The organism is Coprococcus sp. AF21-14LB, assembly GCF_003458885.1.
Taxonomy (GTDB): Bacteria; Bacillota; Clostridia; order Lachnospirales; family Lachnospiraceae; genus UBA9414.
The window spans coordinates 14,572-39,849 of sequence record NZ_QRVX01000017.1 but is presented as its reverse complement, the minus strand read 5'-3'; the positions used below and the strand labels follow the sequence as shown (position 1 = coordinate 39,849).

22 protein-coding genes and 3 tRNA genes are annotated in these 25,278 nt (G+C 42.2%); 9 read left to right on the top strand and 16 right to left on the bottom strand.

Annotated elements, in window-relative coordinates; translation table 11 throughout:
- Window positions 1-33: 33 nt before the first annotated feature.
- On the top strand, window positions 34-642 hold the full coding sequence (locus tag DWX73_RS06155) for a TetR/AcrR family transcriptional regulator (RefSeq protein WP_118347865.1): 609 nt from the start codon (window positions 34-36) through the stop codon (window positions 640-642).
- Between the two features lie 77 nt (window positions 643-719).
- Here DWX73_RS06155 and DWX73_RS06150 read toward each other — a convergent pair whose 3' ends face one another.
- The 6 genes from DWX73_RS06150 to aspS all read right to left on the bottom strand — a co-directional run bounded on the left by DWX73_RS06150 (window position 720) and on the right by aspS (window position 9,832).
- Window positions 720-1,901 carry an iron-containing alcohol dehydrogenase gene (locus tag DWX73_RS06150; RefSeq protein ID WP_118347863.1) on the bottom strand — a complete coding sequence of 394 codons (1,182 nt, stop codon included), beginning with the start codon at window positions 1,899-1,901 and terminating at the stop codon, window positions 720-722.
- 165 nt (window positions 1,902-2,066) lie between these two features.
- Window positions 2,067-2,618: a DUF3793 family protein gene (locus tag DWX73_RS06145; RefSeq protein WP_118347861.1), complete on the bottom strand. Its 552-nt coding sequence runs from the start codon at window positions 2,616-2,618 to the stop codon at window positions 2,067-2,069.
- Between the two features lie 135 nt (window positions 2,619-2,753).
- Window positions 2,754-6,923 (bottom strand): TIM-barrel domain-containing protein, encoded by a 4,170-nt coding sequence (locus tag DWX73_RS06140; RefSeq protein ID WP_242996659.1) that lies wholly within the window; start codon window positions 6,921-6,923, stop codon window positions 2,754-2,756.
- A gap of 94 nt (window positions 6,924-7,017) precedes the next feature.
- Window positions 7,018-7,401 carry a C39 family peptidase gene (locus DWX73_RS06135; protein WP_118347857.1) on the bottom strand — a complete coding sequence of 128 codons (384 nt, stop codon included), beginning with the start codon at window positions 7,399-7,401 and terminating at the stop codon, window positions 7,018-7,020.
- Window positions 7,395-7,997 carry a hypothetical protein gene (locus DWX73_RS06130; RefSeq protein WP_118347855.1) on the bottom strand — a complete coding sequence of 201 codons (603 nt, stop codon included), beginning with the start codon at window positions 7,995-7,997 and terminating at the stop codon, window positions 7,395-7,397. The genes DWX73_RS06135 and DWX73_RS06130 overlap by 7 nt, the downstream gene beginning before the upstream one ends.
- A 65-nt stretch (window positions 7,998-8,062) precedes the next feature.
- Window positions 8,063-9,832, bottom strand: coding sequence for an aspartate--tRNA ligase (gene aspS, locus DWX73_RS06125; protein WP_118347885.1), 1,770 nt, complete (start codon window positions 9,830-9,832; stop codon window positions 8,063-8,065).
- Window positions 9,833-10,202: 370 nt separating this feature from the next.
- On the opposite strand from aspS, the gene DWX73_RS06120 reads away from it, so the two are divergent.
- Complete coding sequence (locus DWX73_RS06120) at window positions 10,203-10,658, top strand: hypothetical protein (protein WP_118347853.1); 456 nt, start codon at window positions 10,203-10,205, stop codon at window positions 10,656-10,658.
- A 75-nt stretch (window positions 10,659-10,733) separates the two neighbouring features.
- Here the strand turns inward: DWX73_RS06120 and htpG are convergent, their stop codons facing one another.
- From htpG to DWX73_RS06095, 5 genes are all read right to left on the bottom strand, one after another.
- On the bottom strand, window positions 10,734-12,776 hold the full coding sequence (gene htpG / locus DWX73_RS06115) for a molecular chaperone HtpG (RefSeq protein ID WP_118347851.1): 2,043 nt from the start codon (window positions 12,774-12,776) through the stop codon (window positions 10,734-10,736).
- A 166-nt stretch (window positions 12,777-12,942) separates the two neighbouring features.
- Window positions 12,943-15,882 carry an FtsX-like permease family protein gene (locus DWX73_RS06110; RefSeq protein WP_242996658.1) on the bottom strand — a complete coding sequence of 980 codons (2,940 nt, stop codon included), beginning with the start codon at window positions 15,880-15,882 and terminating at the stop codon, window positions 12,943-12,945.
- Window positions 15,812-16,474, bottom strand: a complete 663-nt coding sequence (locus DWX73_RS06105) for a hypothetical protein (protein WP_147334776.1) — start codon at window positions 16,472-16,474, stop codon at window positions 15,812-15,814. The genes DWX73_RS06110 and DWX73_RS06105 overlap by 71 nt, the downstream gene beginning before the upstream one ends.
- Before the next feature lie 59 nt (window positions 16,475-16,533).
- A complete protein-coding gene (locus DWX73_RS06100) occupies window positions 16,534-16,791 on the bottom strand; it encodes a hypothetical protein (protein ID WP_118347847.1) in 258 nt (85 codons plus the stop codon).
- 43 nt (window positions 16,792-16,834) lie between these two features.
- Window positions 16,835-17,539 (bottom strand): ABC transporter ATP-binding protein, encoded by a 705-nt coding sequence (locus DWX73_RS06095; protein ID WP_118347881.1) that lies wholly within the window; start codon window positions 17,537-17,539, stop codon window positions 16,835-16,837.
- 138 nt (window positions 17,540-17,677) lie between these two features.
- Between DWX73_RS06095 and DWX73_RS06090 the strand changes: the two genes are divergently transcribed.
- From DWX73_RS06090 to DWX73_RS06075, 4 genes are all read left to right on the top strand, one after another.
- A complete protein-coding gene (locus tag DWX73_RS06090; protein WP_118347845.1) occupies window positions 17,678-18,181 on the top strand; it encodes a GNAT family N-acetyltransferase in 504 nt (167 codons plus the stop codon).
- Between the two features lie 210 nt (window positions 18,182-18,391).
- Window positions 18,392-18,462, top strand: a tRNA-Gln gene (locus DWX73_RS06085).
- A gap of 6 nt (window positions 18,463-18,468) precedes the next feature.
- Window positions 18,469-18,542, top strand: a tRNA-Pro gene (locus tag DWX73_RS06080).
- A 67-nt stretch (window positions 18,543-18,609) separates the two neighbouring features.
- Window positions 18,610-18,680, top strand: a tRNA-Gln gene (locus tag DWX73_RS06075).
- A 183-nt stretch (window positions 18,681-18,863) separates the two neighbouring features.
- On the opposite strand, the gene dapF is transcribed toward DWX73_RS06075, so the two are convergent.
- From dapF to DWX73_RS13925, 5 genes are all read right to left on the bottom strand, one after another.
- Window positions 18,864-19,697 (bottom strand): diaminopimelate epimerase, encoded by an 834-nt coding sequence (gene dapF, locus DWX73_RS06070; RefSeq protein WP_118347843.1) that lies wholly within the window; start codon window positions 19,695-19,697, stop codon window positions 18,864-18,866.
- Between the two features lie 28 nt (window positions 19,698-19,725).
- Window positions 19,726-20,751: an L-glyceraldehyde 3-phosphate reductase gene (mgrA, locus tag DWX73_RS06065; RefSeq protein WP_118347879.1), complete on the bottom strand. Its 1,026-nt coding sequence runs from the start codon at window positions 20,749-20,751 to the stop codon at window positions 19,726-19,728.
- A gap of 37 nt (window positions 20,752-20,788) precedes the next feature.
- On the bottom strand, window positions 20,789-21,010 hold the full coding sequence (locus DWX73_RS06060) for a hypothetical protein (RefSeq protein WP_118347841.1): 222 nt from the start codon (window positions 21,008-21,010) through the stop codon (window positions 20,789-20,791).
- An 88-nt stretch (window positions 21,011-21,098) separates the two neighbouring features.
- Window positions 21,099-21,638, bottom strand: coding sequence for a histidine phosphatase family protein (locus DWX73_RS06055; protein WP_242996656.1), 540 nt, complete (start codon window positions 21,636-21,638; stop codon window positions 21,099-21,101).
- Window positions 21,635-21,805 (bottom strand): histidine phosphatase family protein, encoded by a 171-nt coding sequence (locus DWX73_RS13925; RefSeq protein WP_242996654.1) that lies wholly within the window; start codon window positions 21,803-21,805, stop codon window positions 21,635-21,637. The genes DWX73_RS06055 and DWX73_RS13925 overlap by 4 nt, the downstream gene beginning before the upstream one ends.
- 172 nt (window positions 21,806-21,977) lie before the next feature.
- Here DWX73_RS13925 and DWX73_RS13920 point away from each other — a divergent pair, with 172 nt between their 5' ends.
- The 3 genes from DWX73_RS13920 to DWX73_RS06040 all read left to right on the top strand — a co-directional run bounded on the left by DWX73_RS13920 (window position 21,978) and on the right by DWX73_RS06040 (window position 25,270).
- Entirely contained in the window at window positions 21,978-23,267 is a 1,290-nt protein-coding gene (locus DWX73_RS13920) for a sensor histidine kinase (protein WP_118347839.1), read from the top strand.
- Entirely contained in the window at window positions 23,264-24,118 is an 855-nt protein-coding gene (locus DWX73_RS06045) for a response regulator (protein ID WP_118347837.1), read from the top strand. The genes DWX73_RS13920 and DWX73_RS06045 overlap by 4 nt, the downstream gene beginning before the upstream one ends.
- A 150-nt stretch (window positions 24,119-24,268) precedes the next feature.
- The gene (locus tag DWX73_RS06040; RefSeq protein WP_118347877.1) at window positions 24,269-25,270 is read left to right on the top strand and encodes a PTS sugar transporter subunit IIC; all 1,002 of its coding nucleotides are present in this window, start codon (window positions 24,269-24,271) and stop codon (window positions 25,268-25,270) included.
- Window positions 25,271-25,278: the final 8 nt, after the last annotated feature.

Sequence of the window (25,278 nt, the reverse complement as noted above, 5' to 3'; positions counted from 1 at the left end):
ACTATATACTTTATTTTCACAAGGAGGTACCACATGCCAAAAAAACGCAAACAAAAAACAAAAATGAAAATCATCCGGGCAGCCTGGAATCTGTTCTATAAATACGGTTATGATGATACAACTGTGGATGAGATTATTACCGCTTCGGATACCTCCAAAGGTTCTTTCTATCATTATTTTGAAAGTAAAGATGCACTTCTTAGCTCCCTTTCAGATTTATTTGACGAGAAATATGAAGAACTCTCTGCAAAACTGCTGCCGGATATGACATGCTGCGAGAAACTTTCCTATCTAAATCACGAACTGTTTAAGATGATCGACGAGAGCATCAACGTAGATCTTCTCGCCCGTCTTTATTCCTCTCAGCTTATTACGAAAGCTTCTCAGCATCTTCTCGATGAAGACCGGTTTTATTTCCAGCTCATCATTCAGATTATTTCTGAGGGAATGGAGAAAGGAGAACTGAGGAGCGACCGCTCTCTTGAAGAACTGGAAAAACTCTATGTCATGTATGAACGCGCCCTCATCTATGACTGGTGTCTAAATAAGGGCAGCTATTCTATTATGGCTTACAGTGATAAAATTCTTCCGGATTTTCTGAAGATGATTGCTGCTTCCAAAGATTCCGGACAGCCTTTTTAAGAAAAATCGAAACGGCACGAAAGGTTAACTCCCTCCGTGCCGTTTCTTTATTGAATGAAATGAACTATAAGGTTATCTTAGAAATCTACTTCTGTTCCATAATATGTGCATGTAAGAAGCTTCTCCATCTGTTCCGGTGTAATACTTCTCGGATTAGATCCTGTACATGCATCACCTACTGCATTCTTTGCAATTTCTGCAACTTTTTCTTTAAATTCTTCTTCCTTGATATCAAATTCTTTTAGTGTCTTAGGAATATTTAATTCCACATTATATGCATCAATCTTTGCACAGAGCGCCTGCATCAGTTCTTCATCGCTATTTCCTTCCAAACCTACTGAGCGGGCAATCTCTGCATAGCGTTTTAATGCTGTCTCATCTTTTGCATTATATTTGATTACATATGGCAGATAAATCGCATTCGCACATCCATGCGGAATATGTCCTGTTGAGAATGCTGCTCCTGTCTTATGAGCCATAGAATGAACGATACCGAGCAATGCATTAGAAAATGCCATTCCTGCAAGACACTGTGCATAATGCATCTGTTCTCTTGCTTCCATATCTTTATTGTAAGATGCCGGAAGATAATCAAATACCATATGAATTGCTTTTAATGCAAGCGGATCTGTAAATGGTGAATTCAGTGTAGATACATAAGCTTCAATTGCATGTGTCAGCGCATCCATACCTGTATGTGCTGTCAGCTTCTGAGGCATTGTTTCTGCAAGCTCCGGATCAACAATTGCAACATCCGGTGTGATATTAAAATCTGCCAGAGGATATTTAATTCCTTTTTCATAGTCAGTAATAACAGAAAATGCTGTTACTTCTGTTGCTGTTCCTGATGTAGAAGGAATTGCAAGGAATTTGGCTTTCTTTCTTAATGTCGGGAAAGAAAATGGCTGAATGATTTCTTCAAAGGTTGTCTCCGGATACTCATAGAATACCCACATTGCCTTTGCCGCATCAATCGGAGAACCGCCTCCCATAGAAATGATCCAGTCCGGTTCGAATTCTCTCATGGCAGCCGCACCTTTCATAACTGTCTCTACAGACGGATCCGGCTCTACATTTTCAAATAACTGTGTTTCAATTCCTGCTTCTTTTAAATATGCAACAACTTTATCAACAAAACCAAATTTCTTCATGGAACCGCCGCCAAGAACAAGCATTGCTTTTTTTCCATCCAAATTCTTTAACTGCTCCAGTGCTCCTTTTCCATAGTATAAGTCTCTTGGTAATGTAAATCTCATCATGATATGTATTCCTCCTTATTACACATCCGCGCGCTCCGTCATTGGCACTTCCGGATCGCTTTTCTTATTTCCAAGTGCTATTATAGCACTGTTAATTTTTTAACGCAATAGTTAATTTGTTAACAATATGTGAAAATTAACGAAATACATATGCATTTATCTTTTTTACGCTGCCACCGTCAGTTTCATGACGCTTCTCCCCTGCCGCCACAGCCGTTCATAAACTTCTTTGCACTTTTTAAACCGGGCAAATGTCCGAATCGCCTCGCACTCATTGCAGTATACTTTCCAGCATCCGCTACATTTACTGTTCTGCCCTGCATTTTCAATAAATCCAATCACATCTGCAAGGGGATAGCCTAGAAAAACTCCGATTTCATGCGGAAAAGAACCACTTTGTTCAATACGTGCTTTCAAATGCTCAAGTACATAAGGAAATTCTGTACTTTCATAACCATATCCGGCCAGAAAAGCAGCGACTCCCGGTTTTTTCAGTTCTTTTGAAAGGAGGGAATGTCGATAGATATAGATCAACGCTGTATGCTCCTGTCTGCGAAGCACCATCAAACATAATCCTTTGCTTCTGAAATGGGCGTTCCATACATCTAACTGCAGGCAGAGCTCGGACTCACTTACATACTTCACAGTAAACAGATTTGCACTTTTCAGCGAGGCAAGTGTCGGAGAACAATAGGTAATAAGATATTTTTCAAACATTCCCAAAACTCCTTTCAAAGAAAATGAATCACAATGTTAGTCTTTGCTAACTGATAGGGTTTTAAAAAGCAGCCGCACCGCTGCTTTTTAAAAGTTAGTCATTTCTAACCCTCTTTAAATATAGCATGACATTTTTTATTTGTCAATCTTTTTTTCTTCTGCTTCTTTCGTTTCCTCAGCCGCTTCATTTTCTCCGACGATATCATATTCCGGTCCGATCAGCTGTACACTGTCACATACAAGTTCTTCTGCCGGACGGATATCTGCAAGGGCTTTCATCGTAATCACCGCAAGCTCACCGCTTCCACTGTAAAGCGGCTTATCGCCCCTGTTCGCAAATGCCAGATTCACATAAGCGGTACCGTCACTGTACGTCTTGGCTATCGTTAGATTCTCCATCTCTGCTACGCTGTCATTTCCTGCTGCAGAAACAAACTCCATATGGGACGGATTGTAATTGATTACCTGACCGAAGGCATTAATATTTTCAGCACATTCAGCAGAAACTATCATATTAAATGTTTCTCCTGCTTTCACTTCCTCCCGATCCGCTGCAAGATGCGCCTCTCCGGAAGCCTTTCCGGTCTGTTTCGTACCACCGTCCAGTTTAAACATCGTAAATGCATAGTCATATACATCATAGATGCCGTTCATGTTCACATCTCCGCTTCGTTTCTGGATCTGATCAACAAAATTGGAACCATCTTTCACACAAGTTCCCAGATAATTCTTCATATTTGTATAATCGCCTTCGGAAACGATTTCATTCTTATTGGTACTTCCAACGGCAAACGGTTTGCTTCCGTCTTTCTTAAATACCGGAAGTTCATGGGATGCGAAGTAGTTACGGATCGATTTCACAACTTCAAGCTTCAGATAACGTGCACTGACGCCGCTAAGAGGAACGACTTTCGCATTTTCTTCTACTTCCAGATCGGCATTATATGTCCAGTCATCCTGAGAAGCGCCGTCCCACTCAAGTTTCCAGTGTTTTCCGTCGAGACTGGAATATACATTCATTTTCTGCACACAGCCGCTTCCATAGTTATCGCGCGGATAGTATTCGAAACGGTCAAGCTCATATGCCGCTCCGAAATCATAGATAAATGGAGTGCGGTCCCCGGCGACATCGCCTACTGCGAAGAATAATCCACGGAAACTATGGTCTGTAGCATATTTCAGTGCACCTGCTTCATCTCCGCCAGTCCATGTCACTGTTCCAAGCGCACCGATTTCATTTCTCCACGGATCTGACAGTGAACTTGTCACAAACACTTCACTCCATGCAGAGTAACCTTCTGCATTTCTTGAGCGTATCTGATATGTATGTTCGGAATGGTATTCCAAATCATCATGCACATAAGACAGCGCATTCCCCATTGTATACAAACGTCCGTCTACAAGCATCTCATATGCAGCTGCTCCCGGAATTTCAGTCCATGTAAGTCCAATGGATACGGATGTTTTCATTTCCTCCGGTGCACTTAGTATCGGCGCCTGCAGTCCATCATGTTCTTTTTCTGCCATACGGTTAAATTCACTGACAAATCCTTTGATTTCTACCGTCTGCACCTCTGTCTGAGTATCTGCCTTTGCCAGTTTTACATGCAGTTTCGGAGCGCATTTTACCTTTGCCACAAGACCTTTCAATATTTTTTCTTCTTCTGACGCATATGTACGGAGCACAGGCTCTGCTTCGTAGAACCATACAGCTTCTCCAGCCTTTGCTTCACACGCTTCAAACTCTGCCAGACACTTCATTTCTTTCATTTTCAGTTCGCAAGTTCCGTTGACTGCCGTAATGCTCTCCGGCTTTTCGGTTAAATGTACTACAAAGGTAGTGCTGCGAAGTTTCTCATATCCTTCATAATTTCCGCTGGAAGTCTCCGCTGTCAGAATCGCTGTTGTTCCTTCCACTTTGGAAGTATATGTTGTGGAAACATGATCTCCATAAGAAATGTGATCGATCGTTCCGTATGTTTCCTCTTCTGTCGTATCATTCTGAATATAGGTTCCGTTATCCTCATACACAGTATAGCTTCTTTCCCCTGCCGGCCAGAACTCTACAATCCGATTTGACTTATCAATCTCGTCCGGTGTATTATTTTCTTCATATTTCGGAAGAATTGCCCCGTTTTTCACAAATACCGGAAGCTTCCAAAGGGGAGCATCAAAATTATTGAGTACCTGACCGCCTGCATATTTTTCTCCGGTGAGATAATCAATCCAGATCTCTTCTTTATCCGGCAGATAAATGTGGTTTCGCACATCATTTCCCATCTCATCTGCCATCGTATTTTTGTAAACCGGCGCAACAAGAATGTCAGAACCAAACATAAACTGATACTGCATCGTTCTGCTGTACGCATATTCATCATTCGGATATTCTAAGAACATCGCGCGGATCATTGGAAGTCCTGTATCGTCATTTCCTGTTTCAATATTAGAAGCGGATACCGCACTTGTGTAAATATATGGCATAAGCTCTGCTTTCATTTTCATATACATCCGGTTGATTCCTGTATATGGATCTCCGAAAGTAAACGGCGCTTTCATATAACTTCCCCAGCCATCCATATTAAGCATCTGCGGTGTGAAAGATTTCCACTGGAAATCCCTGGCTGCGATCAGCGCTTTTCCACCGAAAATACCATCCATATCACTTCCGATATTTGGATTGCCGCTTAGAGAACTTCCAATATAAGTCGGAATATGGAATCGGATATATTCCCAGTTTCCTCCGGTCTGATCTCCACTCCACACACTGTTGAACCGCTGTGAACCTGCCCAGCCATCGAGGGAGATGATGTTTGGTCGGAACTGCTCTCTTGTTGTAATGATATCATAGGCTGTTTTTACACCATTAAGCTGGAAAGAGTATCCCGGTCCTACCCATGCAACATCTGTCTTTAATGTTGTGGCACCTCCGATTGAAACCTCTTTCTTAAAGTCTCTAAGCAAATGCCAGTATGTCTGACTATCGGAATCCGGCGCCAGATTGCTCTCGGTCCAGAGTCCTGCTGCCACACCTTTGCTGTTGGCATACTCTGTAAATCTTGCAAGGTTCGCTACGTTTGCATCGACTGCTGCGATACGTTCTTCAGAACTGGAACCGTCTTCGTTGACACCGCCTTGAACGTAATAACCATTTTGTCCATATCCTCCGCCGTATCCGTCATTCGGCAGAAAATATCCCAGCGGCATGTCATATTTTATATAATCATCCAGCACAGCCCGCGCAGAATACTCATACGGCGCATCCACATCTGCCGGATAATTCTCTGTTGCAACAGTCGGACGCTCCCCATTCAATGATTCCGAGTGCTGCCCTTTTGATAAACGATATCCGGTTGCCATACCGCTTTCATATTTTGTGATCCCCTCACTGTCGAAAGGCTGTATTCCCTTAACATTCCAAGCCTTATCTCCGGCTTCCTCAGACCAGCCGTCACGGTTATAACAGTTCAAATGCCCTTCATAAAATCCATATTCCGGAAGCAGCAGCGGATTTCCTGTAACGCGATAATATCCACGCAATAAATCCTGTACTTTGCGGCGTTCATTCTCAGCATCCGTAATAAAATAATATGCACTCAGTTTGGCTTCTTTATGAACTGTACTTACGATATCTTCTTTCGTTTCTCCAAAGTCATAACATCCATCTGAAAATGTATTTCTTAAAACGCCGTAACCCGCAGTTGTAAAATAAAACGGATTCGGAGATGCAACACCTCCGTCCATCCACGCACTCTCATTGACAATCTGGATTGTCTTTCCTGTATGTACAAAACGGCCATTCTGTGTACCGCCGCCATAGAATTGCTCTTTTTCATGTTTTACCAGCTTCTGAACTGCCTCAACGTCAGTTAGCGTCAGCGCTTCTGCTTCTTCCATGACAACAGTGCCATTTCTTCGAATACTCATTTTGGCTGTGGCTTTCTCAAATACAACTTCTGTTGCGCCACACTGAATTACCGCTTCCTGAGCTCCTTCCACGATAACCGCTTCCGGTTTTGTATACCATTCAGACTCATCCGGACACTGCTGGATCTTCGCTGTATGCGCCTCTTCTCTCGGTACCGCATAACTTGCAAATATTCCTGTCGGATCTACGTCATAGCGAAAAATCGTTTCTTCCAGAAATGTAATCTTTCCTCTTACCTGATTCCCAAACACCAGTTCCACAATATTGGAAGCGGTTCCAGCCATTATTTTTGTAACTTTAGTAAGCTGTCCACAGCATAATTTTTCCTGCAATTCTCTTCTTTCGTTCTCTACTGTAGCCTGCTTTTCTTCACTCATCATTTTTCCTCCTTTTAAACGCGCTTGGCTTCCTGAACATTCGCCCCGCAAAATCATATTTCTTCCGGCAAATGCATTTTCGAAAGTCTGCCGCGACTTATTTTACTGAATATACCCACATATTTTTAATCTGAGGTTCCAGTTCTCCGTAAGCCCACAACTTTTTACTTCTGGAAACACTGTTCGGATCATGGATCTCTATCATTCCATTTTTCCATCCACTCAGAACGATATAATGCCCCTCTATTGTAAATGTCCCCGGGCCCATGCTGCAGATAATCGGATGACCGCTCTCTAACTGTTCTTTCACAGAACTCTCTCCAAGGGCCAGCTCCTCGCCCTGAATCCCAAACTGCTCACATCCCGTTGTCATCAAATCCCAGCTTGTTCCGGCCTCACTGTAATATCCCTGCTCCTGTGCATAGTTAGCAACTGCAAGTGGTGTAACAGAAGTGTCCTGTCTAAGTCCTGCCGCTACCATGGCAAGCAGGTAGGTCCACAGCCGCTGATTGCAATATTGCTGTCACCGTACGCACCATATCCCCATCTCTCATCCCACTGGATCAGAAGCGGAATACTTCCTTCACGGATTTTCTTCAGCTGATCTGCGTTATTTACAGTTCCTTGTAACGCCGGATAGTTTTTCACAAACTCCAGTGTCTCCGGGTTATTTGCCAGCATCAACAGCAATTCATCCGGATATTCTTCCTGACGCTCCAATATTTCCTTCATATCCGAATATGTTTCTGACATCTTCGTAATCTGTGCAATACTCTGCTCTCTTGTCAGATTCTGTGGTGTATTGCTTACCAACTGCGGTGTTGTCTCGTCTTCCTGCTCTTCAGGCTCTTTTTTCTCTGGTTCTTTTGTTTTATCCCCTTTTTCAACCTGCTCAACCTTATCAGAAGCAGCCGGTTTTTCTTTTTCAAACAGGCCCGCAAGCTTCTTCACACCGACTACGGCAAGCGCGACCATACCGATGACCATGAAAAGCATGACAAGTAATACTGCCGCACGCAAAAGCTTTCTTCTCAGAATCCGTTTTCTTCGTTTTTTCCAGTCTTTTTTCCTGCCCATATATTCCATCCTTTATAATAAAAGGAAGATACCGGTGCACTCCCTGATATCTTCCTTACCCTTACCTATTGCTCTTCTTCCTGTGGCAGATGAATCATGATATGTACATCATCAAGCTGCTTCTGCTCTACCTCTGCCGGCGCACCCATCATAATGTCCATTGCATTTTTGTTCATCGGGAACGGAATAACTTCTCGAATGCTCTCTTCGCCGCAGATCAGCATAATCATACGGTCAACTCCAGGTGCAATTCCTGCATGCGGCGGCGCTCCATAACAGAATGCATTGTACATCGCCGGGAACTTTGCTTTCACATCATCTTCTCCAAGTCCGACAAGTTCAAATGCCTTAATCATAATCTCAGGATCATGGTTACGGACAGCTCCTGAAGAAAGTTCTACGCCGTTACATACAAGGTCATACTGATATGCAAGAATCTCTAATGGTTCCTGTGTCTTTAATGCTTCCATTCCGCCCTGCGGCATAGAGAATGGATTGTGGCAGAATTCCAGCTCTCCGGATTCTTCACCAATCTCATACATCGGGAAATCAACGATCCAACAGAATTCATAGCAGTCCTGCTTCATATGTTTCTCACTGGCTGCACCAAGCAATTTACGAAGAACACCTGCTGTCTTCTGCGCTGTCAGTTTCTTTCCTGCTGTCAGTCCGACAAAATCACCTGCTTTTAATCCAAGTGTCTGAATCACTTCTTCTTTTCTCGGCTCTAAGAATTTAGAAATGCCGCCAACAAGATTTCCATTCTCATCTACTTTAAACCAGAACGCTTTATTCGCTGTCTGTACTTCCACTTCTGCGCAGATCTTATCGATTACTTTTCTTGATGCACTGAAACCGTCTACAACAATTGCCTTCACAACCTGGTTTTCAAATGGTCCAAATCCACAGTCTGCCATTATCTCTGTTGCATCCTGAAGAACAAGATCAATTCTCAAATCCGGTTTATCTGTTCCATATTTATCCATTGCTTCCAGATACGGAATTCTTGTAAATGGCAGTGTAGACGCACTCTTATATACACCGTATTTTTCAAATACAGGCGGAAGCACCTGTTCGATTACCTGGAACACATCTTCCTGAGAAGCAAATGCCATTTCCATATCCAACTGGTAGAACTCTCCCGGTGAACGGTCCGCTCTTGCATCTTCATCACGGAAGCAAGGCGCAATCTGGAAATATCTGTCAAATCCGGACGCCATCAAAATCTGTTTGAACTGCTGCGGCGCCTGCGGAAGCGCGTAGAATTTGCCCGGATGGTTTCTTGCCGGAACAAGGTAATCGCGTGCTCCCTCCGGAGAAGAACATGTCAGAATCGGAGTTGTAATCTCAAGGAAGTCCAGCTCGCTCATTCTCTGACGAAGTTCTGCCACAATCTTACTTCTCATCACAATTTTTTCTTTTACAGATGGATTTCTCAAGTCCAGATAACGATATTTTAATCTTGCATTTTCATCAGCTTCTCTTGACTGGTTGATTTCAAACGGCAGTGCGTTATAAGAACATCTGCCAAGAATACTGATCTTCTCCGGAACAACTTCAATATCTCCTGTCGGAAGGTTTGCATTCTTACTGGAACGCTCTCTTACCACACCTTCCACAGACAATGTTGTTTCCTTATTGACACTGTCAATAATCTGCATCATTTCTTCTGTCTCAACAACAATCTGTGTTGTTCCATAAAAATCTCTCAGCACTAAAAATCCCAGATTTTTGCTGACTTTACGAATATTTTCAAACCATCCTGCGAGAACAACTTTCTTCCCGATATCAGAACTTCTTAATTCATTACATGTATGTGTTCTTGACTGAACCACAAAAATCACTTCCTTCTTTTCCTTTACTTCCACTCTCTTGACAAAGGCACAGTGTCATATGCACTTGTCAAGAGAGGGATGCCTAAAATACATCACGATTATAGCATTTTGCGTCCATGTTAGCAAGTATATTTAAAGGGTTTGGGATATTATACTGTGTTTTTATAAGTTTTTGAGAATTCTTTCTAAATGCGATTTCTCTCGTCTAAAAAAACATTAAGAAATTCTTTAAAATTACACCAGAAATTCCTAATCTTTCACTGCTATACTAATCTCAGAAACGAAAAGAACTGGAGGAATATAGAGATGAAAAAACAAAAAAAACGGATTTATTAATTTTATTTGCTCCCTTATCCCGGGAGCCGGACCAATGAATATGGGACTTGAGAAGCAGGGACTTAGTATTATGACTTTATTTTGGGGTGTGATTGCCATTGGAGTGCTTCTTCACATGGAATGGATGATCCTTGCACTTCCTGTTATCTGGTGTTACAGCTTCTTCCACACACATAATCTGAAAAATATGTCTGAAGAACAATTTGCCCAGGAAGAAGACAGATGGCTGTTCCGCTTCGATTATCTGATCGACAACCACAAAGAACTGTTTCAGAAATACCGTATGTGGATTGCAGGCGCTTTAATCGTTGCCGGAATCTGTGTTCTTGCACAGGAACTGATAGATTTATTCTGGTATATCATCCCGGACTTCCTGTATGATACCGTTTACCATACAACCGGTCTTCTGTCTGCATTTGTAACAGGCGGCGTACTGATTGCCATAGGGATTGTAATGCTTCAGAAAAAACAGCATTCCGATTCAAACTAAGCACTTTCTTTTTAACCAAAAACATCCCCCGGGTTTCCTGATAACAGGAACTCCCCGGAGGATGATTTTTTTATATTATTTTGCGAGAAGCATCATAATCTCATTGCTTCTTGCAACAAATTTTGTCATTGCTTCCGGTGACAGCGGCTGATTACTTAATACCGCCAGATCGTAGAGCTGCTCACAGAAAAGATTTGTGTGTTCTCCATCTTGATGTTCCAGAACATATTTTACAAGTGGATGGTTCGCATTTAATGTCAATGTTAATTCCGGCGCAAACATATTTGCATCCATACCATACATATTATACATTTTCATCATTTCCTGCATACGGCGTGATTCTTCAGATACTGTAACCATAGAAGCAACTGCATCATTTTTCAACTTTTCAAGTTTCACATTTAATTTATCATTATTTAATGCTTTCTGGAATACAGACTTGATCTCCTCAGCCTGTTTCTGGATTGCTTCCTCATCTTCTTTTGCAATTTCTTCTTTAAATGTATTCGTCAGATCCGCATCAATTCTCTGGAATTTAATTGTCTGATTTCTCTGCTCTAACTGAGAAATGAATGCGGAATCAATATTATGTGTCAGAAGTACTGCATCCAGTTTCTCTTCCCGGAACATATTGATGTACTGACTCTGCTGCTGTTCATCTGTCACATAGTAGATAATTGTCTTATCCTCTTCCTTCACTTCCTCTTTTGCATCCTTTGCTGCTTCAAGAGAGCCGCCATTTTCTTCTACACATTCTTTTAATGTAAGATATTTGTGATCGATATTCTTAAATAAAATGTAATCGCTCATCTTATCACAGAATTTTTCGTCCTTTAAGCAACCGAATTTAATAAATGGACTGATATCATCCCAGTATTTCTCATAATTCTCTTTATCTGTCTTGCACATTCCCACAAGCTTGTCTGCTACTTTCTTGGAAATGTATTCGGAAATCTTATTGACAAATCCATCATTCTGAAGCGCACTTCTTGATACGTTCAATGGCAGATCCGGGCAGTCGATTACACCTTTTAAGAGCATTAAGAACTCCGGAATCACTTCTTTAATGTTGTCTGCAATAAATACCTGGTTGTTATACAGTTTAATCGTACCTTCAATAGATTCATACTCCATATTGATCTTCGGGAAATATAAAATTCCTTTCAGATTGAACGGATAATCCATATTTAAGTGAATCCAGAACAGCGGCTCTTTATAGTCCAGAAATACTTTTCTGTAAAATGCAATATAATCTTCTTTTGTACATTCATTCGGATGTTTTGCCCAGAGCGGTGTTGTATCGTTGAGCGGTACCGGACGCTTGTTGATTTTTACTTTTTCACAAGCCGGGGAAACTTCCACCATTTCCTTCTCGCCATTCTCATTTTCCTGCTCTTCCATCTTAGCATCTTCATGGATATGTTCTACAACAACGTCATCATCTTTTAACTCTTCTTCCGGAATTGTCTCATATTCCTGTTCTGCATTTGCATTGGATAAGAAAATCTCTGTCGGCATGAAAGAACAGTATTTCTCAAGAACTTCCCGCACGCGGTATTCATTGGAAAACTCTACGCTGCTCTCATTCAGATACAGTGTAATCTCTGTTCCGACAGTTGTCTTATCCCCATCTGTCATATCATATTCGGTTCCGCCATCACATGTCCAGTGAACCGGTGCAGCGCCTTCTTTATAAGACAATGTATCAATATGCACTTCATCTGCAACCATAAATGCAGAATAGAATCCAAGTCCAAAGTGACCAATAATCTGATCTTCATTTGTCTTATCCTTGTATTTTTCAAGGAACTGTGTTGCGCCGGAGAAAGCGATCTGAGTAATATATTCCTCCACCTCATCTGCAGTCATACCGATACCGTTATCAATAAATTTTAATGTCTTTTCTTCCGGATTTACAATTACCTGAATATTTGCTTTATAATCTTCCGGGAAACTGTATTCTCCCATAATCTCAAGCTTCTTTAACTTTGTAATGGCATCGCATCCATTTGAAACAAGTTCACGGATGAAAATGTCGTGATCGGAATACATCCATTTCTTAATGATTGGGAAAATATTTTCGCTGTGAATTGAAAGATTACCATGCTTTGCTGCCATGTTAACACTCCTTTTCTTTATATCAAACTATATTTTTACAAATTCAAGGCATCTTTTTGCCTAAATCCTAGTCTAATACGTTCAAAATTAAATGTCAACAGAAAATTAGCACTCTTTTCAAAAGAGTGCTAATAATATTTTAAACTTTATAAAAATTCTATAAACTTTATTCCACGCTCTTTAAAGATTCTACCATGTCAATCTTCTTTAGTTTAAAATACATCACAAAATTGACAATAAGCGAAAATCCCACAGTAAACAAAAAGCTATACACAAAACTCGAAAAATCAATCTGACGGCCAAACATTACTTCTTCTACTTCCACAGTGACAATCACATATCTGTGAAGAAGCCATCCAAGTCCACATCCAACAAAAGCTCCGATGATTGTTAAAAGTATATTTTCTCTGTAGACATAGGCGCCTACTTCTTTGTCATAAAATCCAAGTACCTTCAAGGTAGCCAGTTCTCTTTGCCGTTCAGTAATGTTGATATTATTCAGATTGTACAGCACGATAAATGCCAGCGCACCTGCGGAAATGATCAATACTACAATAACAAGATTCAGACTCCGAAGCATATCGTCCATCTGTGCACGCATTGTATCTGCATAGCTGATATTCAGCACATCCGGATAAGCAAGTACATCTTCTCCAATCTTCTGAAGCTCCACCTCGTTATATTCTTTCTGGTCAAAATAGAAACAATTGTACACTGCCTCTTCTCCGTACAGCTCCTTGTAGTACGCACCGCTCATGTAAATGTAATGTCCCAGATAGTTTTCACAAATATCTGTGACTTTAACTTCCCGGTTTCCACGCTCTTCATTTACAATCGTAATGGTATCACCGCGCTTTACTTCCAGCATCGATGCCAGTTTCTCACTTAGCATCACACCATCATCCTGAATCTCATAAGTTTCCCCTGTCAGTCGATCCCGGAAATGCACCAGTTTTTCAAACTCTTCTTTATTCTTTACAACAGTAAGATATGGTTCCTGTGTTTCCTTCCCATGTTCTACGGTAATCATTTTCATATAAAGCTCTGCTGTCTGTCCGATCTCGTCATTATGATCCAGATAATCCACAAGCGCCTCTTTCCCGCTTGGAGAAGCATTCTCCTTCAAATATACTGCTCCGTCATATTCCTGCACTTCCTGATATTGCAGATCCAGTATACAATAAATAGAATCTTTCAGTCCAAATCCCACAAGCATCAGCGCCATACAGCCCCCGATTCCAAAAATCGTCATAAAAAACCGTTTCTTATAGCGGATGAGATTTCGGAAAGTTGATTTCCAGATAAAGCTGAAATGCTTCCATAAAAATGTAATCCGCTCTAAGAGAATACGTTTTCCCTCTTTCGGTGCCGGCGGACGCATCAGTACAGCCGGCGTTGATGCCAGTTCCCGATAACAGGAAATCAATGTTGCTAAAAATGTACATGCCACTGCTGCCAGTGTTGCCATAACCCCGTAAGAAAGATGATACGGAATTACGATATGCGGAATGTGTTTATACATAATCTTATATGCATATACAATGATAAATGGAAAGACTTTCTCACCAAAGAGCACTCCCACAATGCTACCTCCAACCGATGCCAGAAGCGCATAATTCAAGTATTTACCTGCAATCTCCAACTTGCTGTAGCCGAGCGCTTTTAATGTACCGATCTGTGTTCTCTGCTCTTCTACCATTCTTGTCATTGTCGTCAGACTGATCAGCGCCGCCACAAGGAAGAACAACACCGGGAATACCTTTCCGATCGCTCTCATACGTTCCGCATTATCTCCATAACCGCCGTACTCCGTCAAAGAGTCTCTTGTCATAAGATACCATTCCGGTTCAGCGATTTCTTCAATCTCATTCTCAGCCTTCGCAATCTCCTCTTCAGCTTCCCGGAACTTTTCTTCGGCCTTTTGCTTTCCGTCTTCATACTCACTCTTACCAATCGCCAGCTCTTCTTCTCCCGCCGTCAGACTTGCCTTCGCATCTTTTAATGTCTGTTCGTTCTCCCGAAGCGCTTTCCAGCCGGCATTGATCTGCCGTTGACCGCTTACAATCGTCCGGTAAGCTGTATCTAGCTCTTTCTTAGAAGTATCCAGTTTATTTCCCGCTGCAATAATAGCGGCTTTCCCCTCTTCCAGCTGCTGTCTTGCACTGGCCAGCTGTGCTCTCCCGGCTTCTGCCTGGGCAGCAAGTTCTGCCTCTCCTGCTTCTAACTGTTCCCGAAATGCACTTAGATCTCCCTTTTCTTCCAGAAGTTCCTGCAGTTTTTTGATTTCTTCCTGAAGTCCGGCAATTACCTTACCAATTTCTTCAAGATCTTCCGGCTTTGCATTCGTCACAAGGTCTATTTGTTCTTTTAGAAATGCAGCAGACGTTTCCAGGCTGTCCAGCTCTTTCCGGGCTGCTTCTTCTCTTGCTTTCGCTTCGACAAATTTTGCTTCCCACATTTGAAGTTCTGACTGCTTCTGAGCCAGTGCTGTCTCCTGTGAAGCAATTTCTGAAAGCAATTCTTCCGGAATCATTTCTCCCGCCTGCTCTAGCGCATTTCGTTCCTCATGCAGCGCTGCAAGTTTCTTCTCCAATCCGGCTATTTCATCGGAAATGCTGCTCTTTGCCTGGGAAATGTCTTCCAACTCTCTTTCTATCTGCTGAAGTTCCTGTTGTTTTATAACAATCTGTTCCTGCAGTTTTGCAAGGCTTTCTTTCATCTGCGGAAGCAGTTTCTTCATCTGTTCCAGAAGCCATGCTGCCGCCTCTTCTTCCTTTGCCTCCTCCAACTTTTTCTGAAGTTCCTCAAGCGCTGCTTTCGTATCTTTGATCACGTTATCAAGCTTCTCATAGTTTGCCCACTGTTCATCCAGCTGCGCTCTTGCTTCGGCAAGTTTCGCCTCAAGTTCTGCCTCCCCTGCTGCAATCTCCTGCTCAAGTCCCGGCAGTTGTTCATAAAATTCAGCTTTCTTCGCCTCATATTCCCTGCGTCCGGCCTCATACTGCGCCAGTCCGGTCTCATAGGTTTCCCGCCCTTTATCCAGTTCTTTCTGCTTCGTAATCAGAAGTTCTCTTGCCGCCTTTAAAGCCTTCTGTCCATCTGCCAACTGCCGGCTTCCATCCTGAAGCTCTTTCTCTCCGTCCGCAATCTTCTGCGCCGCTTTCGCAACGCTCTCCTGCCGTCTCAGCCTTTCCGTCTGCCAGCTCTTCTTTCGCCTCTGCCAGCTTCTCCTTTGCCTCGCCGGTCACTTCCTCATACCGCGCTTCACATCGCAGCTCCTGAATCTTCTCAATGTCTTTCTCTGCACAGTCTACCTTCTTTTCATAGCCATCTGTAAATGCAGTTTCTTCTTCCGCCCCTTTTACAGCTGCATATGCCTCTGTATAAACATCCATAGCAAAGGCCTCCGGCATCACTGCAAGAAAGCCGCTGATCTCTCCGGTGCCGATCTGTGTGCTTCCCCTTCCAAAGGAAATATAACATGGACTGCTTCCGGAACCGACAATCGTATATGTATCTGCCTTCAAAGATTCTGACAGATCTTCTTCCACACGCCCGGACTCTAAATGGATTTGATCTCCGATTTTGTATCCATTTGCAGTAAGAAAATCCACATCTACCAGACATTCTTCTTTCGTCTTTGGCAGACGTCCTTCTTCCACAACAATGCTGTTCATTGTCGGAAGCATTGACATCACATGGAGTACTTTCTGCCGCTCTCCCACATTGCAGAGTACGTCGATGCTGTAACCGCCTTCTACCTTTCCACAGTGGAAAGCGCTTCTATTTCTTCTAAGTCCTCTTCTGTAATGCCAAGTGTGCCAAGCACTTTCAAATCCATCAAGTTCTGTTCGTCAAAATACGCATCCCCGGACAGCCGCATATCCGGCTCTGCCGCACGGATTCCAGAAAAAAATGATACACCCAGAGCCACAATCAGAAAGATAGATAAAAAACGTCCCCGGCTTTTTTTAATTTCCATCCAGAAATCTTTTTTCATTGCTCTTTTCTTCATTGGTATCTCCCGCCATTCTATCTCTTATTCGCTTATCGTATATTTACCACTCGATTGTTTCCACCGGAACCGGATTCGGATTCACATTCATCTCTGATACCTTACCATTCTTGATTTTAATTACCCGGTCTGCCATCGGTGCAATGGCAAGATTATGTGTAATCAGGATAACTGTCATTCCCTTTTTCCTGCATGTATCCTGCAAAAGTTTCAAAATAGCTTTTCCTGTGTTGTAATCAAGCGCTCCTGTCGGCTCATCGCAAAGAAGAAGCTTCGGATTCTTCGCCAAAGCTCTGGCAATGGAAACTCTCTGCTGTTCTCCTCCCGACAGCTGTGCCGGAAAGTTCTTCAGTCGTTCTCCAAGTCCGACTTCCGTCAATACCTCTGATGCATCCAGAGGATCTTTACAGATTTGAAGCGCCAGCTCCACATTTTCCAGCGCTGTCAAGTTCGGTATCAGATTGTAAAACTGGAATACAAAACCAATATCATCTCTCCGGTAGGCAGTTAATTGTCTGTGATTAAATTTTGCGATATCAACACCATCCACAAGCACTTCACCACTTGTAGCTGTATCCATTCCTCCAAGAATATTCAGCACTGTCGTCTTTCCCGCACCGCTTGGTCCTACCACAACAGCAAATTCTCCTTTTTCAATCGTGAAATCAATTCCGTCTGCCGCTGCAATCTCAACTTCTCCCATACGATATACTTTCCTGACATCCGTCAGTTTTACATATTCTTTCATAATTATCCCTGATCTTTCTTTAAAGATATCCTGCAAGTCTATTGTTTCCTGCAGTGTTTTCTACTATAATAATAGCATTAATGTGACTGATTAAAAAGTTATATTTTTATAAACATATTTTCAAAGGAGACTTAATTTATGGAAGATTTACGCATTGTTCCTGCTGACACAGCAGAACTTCTCTACAATATTGAAGCATTAGCAGATGATATCTGGCACGAATACCTCACTCCGGTCCTCGGTCAGCCACAAGTAGATTACATGCTTGAGAAATTTCAGTCTGTCGATGCGATCAACAGTCAGATCATGAAAGGCTATGAATATTTTGTCTTAATCTACGAATACTTAATGGCAGGATATGTTGGCATAAAAGAAGAAGACCGTACCCTCTTCCTAAGCGGACTTTACATCCATGAAGAATGTCAGGGCAATCATATTGCCACAAATGTTTTTCAGTTCCTGCTCGGTATCTGCCGTAAACGCAGTCTGAACTGTATCCGGCTTACATGCAGTAAGAAGAATAGCAAAGCGCTTGAAGTCTTCAAACATCTTGGATTTACTGTTGTCAAGGAACAACTGACCGACATTGGAGGCGGTTTTTCTACTGATGATTACATTCTGGAATATGCTCTTACTGACTAATGTTCTATTATCCACTGCAGCTGCTTCTTTTTGATTTCAAGAAAAGGCAGCTGTTTTTTTGTATCTATTGCCTTTATATCTTCATTTCTTCTCATATATATTATGCACTTTTCACAATTCATCATTTTTTCAAAAAAAAAGATTGATTTTTCACGAAAGTTTGATATAATAAATTTGTTCGTTGCGAAAGACAAGCGAAACAACTACTAATGCGGATTGGTGTAATGGCAGCACAGCAGACTCTGACTCTGTTAGTAGAGGTTCGAGTCCTCTATCCGTAGTTTTTTCGAAGTGTGGCTCAGTTTGGTAGAGCGCTGCGTTCGGGACGCAGAGGTCGCAGGTTCAAATCCTGTCACTTCGACTCCTTGGCAGGGGCGGGACGTTATACGTCCTTTTTTCTTGAAAACTTATCATTAATTATCTACTAATGCGGATTGGTGTAATGGCAGCACAGCAGACTCTGACTCTGTTAGTAGAGGTTCGAGTCCTCTATCCGTAGCTTCTAAAAACGTCCTTTGGGCGTTTTTTTGTTATATAAGAAATTCCTTCAAAATCCTATGTACAAAAAACCGCTCCTGCAGTTCATGATATTCCTTCTCTGCTTTAGAGACATATATCATCTGCAAGAGCGGCTTTTCGTATCGGATATACTACAGACTTCTCCGCCTGCACAACCCTTTAATTAAATAGAGATTTCTCCCTCAAATACAATCTCTGCCGGACCGGTCATATATACCTTATTTTTTTCTCGATCCCACTGGATTTTAAGATCGCCTCCAAGAAGTTTCACAGTTACCTCATCCTCTGTCAATTCATTCAAAATACACGCTACGGCAACTGCACAGGCTCCTGTTCCACAAGCCAGCGTCTCGCCGGATCCTCTTTCCCAAACGCGCATTTCTACTGTTCTGCGATCCAGCACCCGCGCAAATTCTGTATTTACACGCTGCGGGAAACGCTCATGCTGTTCAAATTTCGGTCCGATCTTTTCAAGATTCAAGCCTTTCACATCTTCTACAAATACGACAGTGTGCGGATTTCCCATGGAAACTGCTGTCATTCGGTATTCTCTTCCATCTACAACAATTGGCTCATCCACCACCTGTTCATTCCTGGATACAACCGGGACCTCATCTGCATCCAGCACCGGACTCCCCATATCTACCCGAATCTCAACTGCTTTTCCATCTTCCACAGTCAGATGCAAATATTTGATTCCTGCCAGTGTCTCAACAGCAATTTCGGTCTGATCTGTCAGGCCATAATCATAGACAAATTTCCCAACGCAGCGGATTCCATTACCGCACATCTCTCCCCGGCTTCCATCTGCATTATACATTTCCATTTCAAAATCAGCCTTCTCAGACGGATTAATCATAATTAACCCATCTGATCCAATTCCAAAATGACGGTCGCTGACAAAACGGGCTATCTCCGGTGGATTCGGAACCGTTTCTTTGAAACAATTCACATAGACATAATCATTTCCCAGTCCTTGCATCTTTGTAAATTTCATTTTCCTGCTCTCCCTTTCTTCTAGTCCATTATTCTTTCTCTTTTCTGTTGTGCAGTTTCTTTCCTTTACAGATTAAGTCAATTCTCTTTAACTCTTCCTGAGTAAAGTCTGTTTTTCCAACAATTTTTACATTCTCCAGAATCTGCTCCGGCTTTGATGCGCCAATCAAAACACTTGTCAACGCCCGGTCTTTTAGAATCCATGACAACGACATCTGCGCCAGCGTCTGTTCTCGATTTTCCGCCAGCTCATTCAGTTCCCGAATCATTTCCAGCCGTTCTTCTGTAAGCGCACTTTCTTTCAAAAACCTTCCATCGCGGCGTATTCTGCTGTCCTCCGGGATTCCGTGCAGATATTTGTCCGTCAGAAGCCCCTGTGCCAACGGACTAAATGCGATCAGACCGCATCCATTCTCTTCTGCAAATGTTTTCAGACCATCCTCCTCAATCCAACGATCAAATATAGAATATCTTACCTGATTGATCACAAATGGACAGTTCAGCTTCTTCAATATCTTCATTGCTTTTTTTGTTGTTTTTGCATCATAGTTGGAAATTCCCGCATAAAGCGCTTTTCCGCTCTTCACAGCAGTATCGAGAGCTTCCATGCTTTCCTCAAGAGGTGTTTCTTTATCCATCCGGTGATGATAAAAAATATCCACATACTCAAGCTTCATCCGCTTCAGACTCTGATCCAGACTTGACAGCAGATATTTCCGGCTGCCGCCGTCTCCGTATGGTCCCGGCCACATTTCATATCCTGCTTTCGTACTGATAATAAGTTCATCCCGATATGGTTTCAAATCTCCATTAATTATCCGTCCAAAATTTTCTTCCGCACTTCCCGGAACCGGTCCGTAATTATTTGCCAGATCAAAATGTGTAATTCCTGCATCAAATGCTGCCTTGCACATTTCTGTCATATTTTCAAAATCATCATTCGTTCCGAAGTTATGCCATAACCCAAGGGATACTTCCGGAAGTTTTAACCCACTTTTTCCACTGTGGCGATACTGCATTTTCTCATAACGCTTCTCATCTGCGATATATGTCATCTTTCTTTCCTCCTTCTGCGCTTCTTTTAAAACTTTTTTAGTCTTCCTCATCAATCCAGCCTTCTTCGTCAATATCCGGACAAGAATAATTTTTGTTATAGGAACCAAGCGCAAAATTGCCTTTTCGCGGCGCTAACAGCATTCCGATCATCGTACCAAGCAGCAGACAATTGGCTGCCACAAGTACTTTTTCTGTTACTGTCCATTCTCTCTTGAAGAGTGTGTTTACCGTTTCTTTTATTGTCGTTAATATCGTCATACGAATACCTCCTAGTTTATAGACCATTCCATATCTGCAAATTTATTCTGCAGCTATTGTATCACAAACAACTTACTTCCGCCATCTCTTACCCCTGAAATGCTTCTGCATAATATCCTGAGGACGAAATCGGTTCGTTCGCATCATGAAGATGCTGAGTATCTCCAAACACCTGACAGCGAAAATATGCAACATCATCTTTTCTCTCCTCTGTCTGAACAATACTGACAGACGTCGGCGCCAGGAAAAATCCATGCATCAGAAGCGGCATTGGGATTCCCGTCAGATGGCACATCATAGCCGCGATAATTCCCATATGACAGAAGAGTACAATCGTATCGTCATTATGTCTTTCTGCCCGATAATATCTTCCCTCTCTTACATATCCATAAGACTCCAAGAGTGCATCCAGCCCCTGACATGTTTCTTCATATACATCCTTTACCTCCGCCGTCATAATATCTCCTTCTGTCCAATGATCCCTCTCATAATAACGGTCGTCTTTTGTCCAATGTTCCGGGAAGAAATCCCATGGTACTTTTCTTCTGCCGCTGATAGGCTCATCTACTCTGGCACGAAATTCTTCAAGCCAGTCCAGCGTTACTGCCTGCCGGTCTAGCTTACTCATTCCTGCCTTTGCCGTATCCTGGCTCTGCCAAGCGGTGAAACATAAAACTCCTTCACTTTCCACTTCTGAATCCGCTCTGCCAATGCATATGCCTCACGCCAGCCTTTTTCCGTCAGTGAATCAATCGAATAGTCCGGCTCACCATGTCTAATAAAAATAATCTTCATCTGCTGTTTCCTCCTGACTTGTTCTCTCTTAACTGCATTCTATTCTTATTTTAACACAATTTTTTTGTCCTTCTCGACAATACATTAGGTTTTTCCGATTCTTTTCTTTCAAAGATCTTTCCCCTGTGTTAGAATAAAGAAATAAAGATATTATAGCATACAGGGGGATTTTATGATACAGCATCATTCCTTTTCAAACGCAACATGGAAAACATCTTTTTTGCTCAGTCTTCTCATTGCCATCGCAGCTCAGTTTCAGATTAGTCTGTTTGATGCCAGTTTTCGTATTTCCGTTGGAATTATATGTATTCCTGTGTTTTTATTTCTCTTCGATGATATTTCTCTTCCGGCAATTACCTTTTTCTCCGGCGGAGCTGTATTTTTATCAAGAGTTCTTCAATATCTAATAGAACAGAACACCTTTGACGGCGCATTGGTCAGTTGCTTTCCGGAAATGTTTTTCTACATCACATACGGTCTGCTTCTTACATTGTTTGCCCGGCGCAGACGTACCTTTTTCAAACGGTTTTCCGATTTTTTCTATTTTATATTGATGGATTACGCCGCTAACTTTGTAGAATTGCTTTTGCGTTCTAATGTTTCCGCATTCCACATTTCTACCCAGGCAAGTATTCTTCTAATCGCCGTGATCCGCTCCTGCATCATCTGGCTTTTCCTCTCACTGCTGCAGAGATATCATCTTGTTCTCTTAAAGCAGGAACATGCCGAGCGTTATCAGAAGCTTATGCTCCTCATTTCCAAACTGAATGGAGAAGTCATCTGGATGAAAAAGAACACGGAACTCATCGAAAATACAATGAATACATCTTACCGGCTTTTTCACGAACTGAAACGGGTGGAAGCAGATGAAGAACTAACGAAGACTGCGCTTAGCGTTGCAAAAGACATACATGAAATAAAAAAAGAATACAACTTAATCCTGCGGGGCATTTCCGATGCCCTGGATATGAATGTGCAGGATGAAGGTATGTATATGCGAGAGATTCTTCATATTGTAGAATCTTCTTTTCACGGAAGTCCGCTCCTTGAGCACCGCAGCTTTGAGCTTTTAACCGACTTCCCGCCAAAACTCTATACAGACAAGCACTATTTCTTTATGTCCATTTTTCGTAATCTTTTTACAAATGCACTCGAAGCTGCAGAAGAAGATTCTAACGTAGTAATCCAGCTAAAGATTCACGAACAGGACGGCAATTATTTGATAGAAATATGTGACAACGGGCCAGGTATTGCCAAAGAAGATCTTCCGGAAATCTTCCATCCGGGATTTTCTACAAAGATCAACTATTCCACCGGCGAGATCAGCCGCGGACTCGGACTGAATCTGGTGCAAGATCTGATTACAAGTCAGCTTCACGGATCCATCTGTGTTGCATCCAGCCCCGGTAATACCACTTTCACAATTCAAATTCCAAAGAATGAACTGGAGGCTAATTCATGAATTTTTATTTAGTAGATGATGATTCCAATATTAGAAATATTTTAAAATTAATCATCCGAGATCGAAAACTCGGAAATGTCTGCGGTTCCTGCGGAGATCCCGTCGAGGCTCTTGAAGATATTTCATTTGCCCATCCGGATATTGTAATTGTCGATCTCTTAATGCCGGAAATGGACGGAATCAGCTTTGTGAGCAAGCTAAAGCAGACAAATCCCGATATTGCTTTTATCATGCTCTCCCAGGTTTCTTCCAAAGATATGATTTCTGATGCTTATGAAAGCGGCATTGAATTTTATATCCATAAACCAATCAACAGTGTCGAAGTGGAAAGCGTCATCCGAACAGTCTGCCAGACTGTTACAATGCGCCAGACATTGGAAAAGATGCAGTCTCTTCTCAGCCACGACCTGAAACAACTCTCCAATCATACTGCCGCCACTGTAAAACAAACAGAAAAGAAATATATCACGAAGTTAAAAAATGTTCTTCAAAAACTTGGCATCATAGGAGAGATCGGAAGCAAAGATATTATCGCTCTTATAGACTTTCTTGTAGAACACGGACAAACAGTAGATGACTCTACTTTAAATGAACTTTGCGGTCAGTTCAGCGACAATCCAAAATCCGTAGAGCAGCGTATCCGGCGTGCTGCAAATGCCGGCATGGTCAACCTTGCTCATCTTGGGCTGGAAGACTATTCTAATGATATTTTTATGGAGTATTCCACAACGCTTTATAACTTTGAACAGGTTCGAAAAGAAATGGATTTTATACGCGGCAAATCCGACAAGCATGGGAACGTAAAAATCAAGAACTTTTTAAATGCATTAATGCTGTATAGCCAGAACTAATTTTTGTGCATTTTGCACAAACTTGTCCATTTTCTTCACTTTTTTCAATTTTCTTTGACACCATTTGTAGTTTTTTGAAACCTGATTATTATAGTAACGTCATCAAAGAGATTTGGAAATAGAATTTGAAGGGAAGGGTAACAAATTATGATGACTATTCTTAGTGGAGTAGGTTTACTCCTGTTAACTCTGGCTGCTTTCTCCTTATTCAGTATGAAAGCACCAAAAGGCTCACAGGCTATGAGCGGTATGGCTAACGCCGCTATCGCAACATTCCTCGTAGAAGCGATTCACAGCTATATTACGGGCGATCTTTTGAATCTGGAATTCTTTAAGACAGTTGGTACAACTTCCGGAAGTCTTGGCGGCGTTGCTGCAGCAATCGCTGTACCGCTCAGTATGGGCGCTAATCCGGTTCTTGCGATTTCTGCCGGTGTTGCAATCGGATCATACGGCATTCTTCCAGGCTTCGTTGCCGGATATGTAGTAGGACTTATTTCTCCGCTTCTTGAGAAGAAACTGCCGGAAGGTCTGAACGTAATCGTAGGGGCACTTGTTGTAGCACCACTTGCACATTTCGTAGCATTCGCTGTTAACCCGGTTGTTAACGCTACACTTGTTAAAATCGGTGGAACAATTACTGCTGCAGCTGAACAGTCTCCTCTTGTAATGGGATTCTTACTCGGTGGAATTATGAAGATGATCTGTACATCTCCGCTTAGCTCTATGGCATTGACTGCTATGCTCGGACTGAAAGGTCTTGCAATGGGTATCGCAGCAATCGCTTGCTTCGGTGGTTCCTTTACAAATGGACTTATTTTCCACAAATTAAAACTTGGTGACAAGAGCAACGTTATGGCTGTTATGTTAGAACCTCTGACACAGGCACCTATCATCACTGCCAATCCGATCCCGATTTATGGTTCTAACTTCTTCGGAGGAGGTCTTGCCGGTATCGCCGCTGCCGCACTTGGAATTATCAACAACGCGCCTGGAACAGCATCTCCAATTCCTGGACTGCTTGCTCCATTCGCATTCAACCCACCGCTGAAGGTTGTTGCCGCACTTGTTTTAGGTGCAATCGGCGGATCTATTGCCGGTTTAGTTGGCGCTATGGTTTTCAAAAATCATAAAGCAAAAGTAAACAAATAATCTTATAC